The organism is Chromobacterium aquaticum (assembly GCF_021129195.1).
Lineage (GTDB): Bacteria > Pseudomonadota > Gammaproteobacteria > Burkholderiales > Chromobacteriaceae > Chromobacterium > Chromobacterium aquaticum.
Map to the genome: position 1 here is coordinate 1 of NZ_JAJOHW010000224.1, position 3,273 is coordinate 3,273.

Annotated in this window: 4 protein-coding genes; all 4 read left to right on the forward strand. The window is 66.0% G+C overall.

Features of this window, described 5'->3' with window-relative positions:
• The first annotated feature begins 62 nt into the window (after window positions 1-62).
• On the forward strand, window positions 63-1,541 hold the full coding sequence (gene tssC / locus LQT98_RS23180; protein ID WP_231465542.1) for a type VI secretion system contractile sheath large subunit: 1,479 nt from the start codon (window positions 63-65) through the stop codon (window positions 1,539-1,541).
• A 65-nt stretch (window positions 1,542-1,606) separates the two neighbouring features.
• Entirely contained in the window at window positions 1,607-2,104 is a 498-nt protein-coding gene (locus tag LQT98_RS23185; RefSeq protein ID WP_048409970.1) for an Hcp family type VI secretion system effector, read from the forward strand.
• A 243-nt stretch (window positions 2,105-2,347) separates the two neighbouring features.
• On the forward strand, window positions 2,348-2,815 hold the full coding sequence (gene tssE, locus LQT98_RS23190; protein WP_231465544.1) for a type VI secretion system baseplate subunit TssE: 468 nt from the start codon (window positions 2,348-2,350) through the stop codon (window positions 2,813-2,815).
• The coding region (locus tag LQT98_RS23195) for a type VI secretion system baseplate subunit TssF (RefSeq protein WP_231465546.1) at window positions 2,815-3,273 on the forward strand (459 nt) is incomplete at its 3' end. The genes tssE and LQT98_RS23195, both read left to right, overlap by 1 nt.

Consider the following 3,273-nt stretch of genomic DNA (forward strand, 5'->3'; position numbering starts at 1 on the left):
GCGCCGGACGCGCCGCCGGCCGCCTGACGCCCCGCCCGACCCCCTGATACCGGAGACATCTCATGGCAAAAACCCAAGCCGAAGCGCCCAGCGGCGACGCCGCCTCGCTGTCGCTGCTGGACCGCATCATCCAGGAAGGCCGCATGGCCCACGACGACATCCAGCAGGAGTACGCCAAGGACCTGCTGTCCGAATTCGCCACCCAGGTGCTGGACGAAGGCATGGCCATCGACAAAGACACCGTGGCGATGATCAACCACCGCATCGCCATCATCGACCAATTGCTGAGCAAGCAGCTCAACAACATCCTGCACCACCCGGACGTGCAGAAGATGGAAGCCTCCTGGCGCGGCCTGCACTACCTGGTGATGAACACCGAGACCAGCAGCCGGCTGAAGCTGCGCCTGCTCAACGCCACCAAGGACGAGCTGCAGAACGATCTGGAAAAGGCGGTGGAATTCGACCAGAGCGCGCTGTTCAAGAAGATTTACGAGGAAGAGTACGGCACCTTCGGCGGCCACCCCATCAGCCTGCTGATCGGCGATTTCGAGTTTGGCCGCCATCCGCAGGACGTAGCGCTGCTGGAGAAACTGTCCAATGTGGCCGCCGCCGCGCACGCGCCGCTGATCTCCGCCGCCAGCCCGCGGCTGTTCGACATGAGCAGCTTCACCGAACTGGCGGTGCCGCGCGACCTGGCCAAGGCCTTTGAAAGCGCCGAGCTGATCAAATGGCGCTCCTTCCGCGCCAGCGAGGACTCCCGCTACGTCAGCCTGGTGCTGCCGCACATCCTGCTGCGCCTGCCCTACGGCCCGGACACCAAGCCCACCGAGGGCATGAACTACGTGGAAGACGTCAACGGCACCGACCATAGCAAATATCTGTGGGGCAACGCCGCCTACGCGCTGGGTCAGCGCATCACCGACGCCTTCGCCAAATACGGCTGGTGCGCGGCCATCCGCGGCGTGGAAGGCGGCGGCGCGGTGGAAGGCCTGCCGGCCCACACCTTCGGCACCGTTTCCGGCGACATCGCGCTCAAATGCCCGACCGAGATCGCCATCACCGACCGCCGCGAGAAAGAACTGGACGGCCTGGGCTTCATCGCGCTGTGCCACAAGAAAAACACCGATCTGGCGGTGTTCTTCGGCGGCCAGAGCGCCAACCAGCCCAAGGTCTACAACACCAACGCCGCCAACGCCAACGCCCGCATCTCCGCGATGCTGCCCTATGTGCTGGCCGCCTCGCGCTTCGCCCACTACATCAAGGTGATCATGCGCGACAAGATAGGCAGCTTCCTGACCCGCGACAACGTGGAAACCTATCTGAACAACTGGATAGCGGACTACGTGCTGGTCAACGACAACGCGCCGCAGGAAGTGAAGGCCCAGTACCCGCTGCGCGAAGCGCGGGTGGACGTGACCGAAGTGCCGGGCAAGCCCGGCGCCTACCGCGCCACCGTCTTCCTGCGTCCGCACTTCCAGCTGGAAGAGCTGACCGCGTCCATCCGCCTGGTGGCGGAGCTGCCGCCGCCGGCCGCCGCCTGACGCCACACCAAGGGCCCGCCGCGCGGCGGGCCTGAACCGATACCCTCCAAGGAGCAAGCAAAGCAATGGACGCCATCATTCTGGACCTGGGCAGCGACATCAAGGGCGAGTGCAAGCTGGAAGGCTACACCGACAAGATCGAAGTGCTGTCCTACAGCCACAACGTGGCCATGCAGGTGACCAACGACGTCAGCAACACCGAACGCACCTCCGGCAAGCCGCATATCGGCGAATTCAGCCTGACCAAGTTCACCGACAAATCCACGCCGGAACTCAACGCCTACTGCTGCCAGGGCAAGAACATTCCCGAGGTCAAGATCACCATCGGCCGCAACGCGGCGGACAGCAGCGGCAAGGTGCTGCCCTACATCGTCTACACCCTGACCAACGCCATCCTGTCCAATGTCAGCGTCAGCGGCGGCACCGGCGGCAAGCCGGTGGAAAACCTCTCGCTCAACTTCACCAAGATCAAGTGGGAGCTGACCACCCAGAAAGACACCGGCGCCAAGGACGGCAACGCCGCCGCGGTGTGGGACCTGGCCGCCAACAAGTACTCCAAATAAGTCGATTGAATCCGCCGCGGAAGCCCGCGGGCGTTCCGGCGGTCTTTTAGCCACGGAAGCACACGGAAAACACGGAACAAGACAACACCCGTGGTCATGAAACCCACCTAAGCTCGTCACCGCTTTGGGGGTGGTCCGTGTTCTTCCGTGTGCTTCCGTGGCAAGAAAGATTTCTTTCCTGTCTTTACGTGGGTTTCGGGGCCAAGCGTTTTGCCATGGCCATGCACTTTTTAGGATACCGCGATGCGCCAAGCCGCCCAGTTCCGCCCGGGTCTGTTCGAACTGCTGGCCGACGCCGAACCGCGCCAGCGGCTGGAGGCCGAGCCGCTGCTGCGGGTGGACCGCCGCCAGTTGCAGGAATCGGTGCGGGCGGAACTCGCGCGGCTGCTGTCCAGCCGCCGCGCGGCCCAACCCTACCTGGCCGAACTCAGCGTCATCGACTACGGCGTGGCGGACTGGAGCGCGCTGCACCCTGAGCGCGCCGAAGACCGCCAGCAGTTGGCGCGCGAGATCCGCCAGGCGATACGCAGCTTCGAACCCCGGCTGGCCGCGCCGCGCGTCAGCGTGGACACCGTGCCGGGCCGCGGCCTGCTCCTCAGTGTGCGCATAGACGGCGAACTCCACGCCGACGGCAGCCGCTGGCCGGCCGCCTTCGTCGCCGAGCTGGACCCGTCCGGCGCGCGGCTCACCGCCTGCGAGGACGCCGGCTGATGGAATCGCTGGACCCGCGCCTGCTGGACTACTACCAACGCGAACTCGCCTACTTGCGCCACGCCGGCGGCGAATTCGCCCACCGCTACCCCAAGGTGGCGCACCGCCTGCAACTGAGCGACGGCGAATGCCCGGACCCGCAAGTGGAGCGGCTGCTGGAAGGCTTCGCCTTGCTGTGCGCGCGGCTGCAACGCCGGCTGGACGACGACTACTCCGAACTCACCGACGCGCTGCTGGAGCAGCTCTACCCGCACGCGCTGCGGCCCATGCCCTCCTGCGCCATCGCCCGCTTCGAGCCGGACCCGGACAAGGGCAAGCTGGACGCCGGCTACCGCATCGAGCGCGGCACCCCGCTGTTCGTGGCCACCACCGCCGGCGACAGCCTGCGTTTCCGCACCAGCGCCGCCGTCACCCTGTGGCCGCTGCGGCTCGCCGCCGCCAGCCTGCTGACCGAGGAC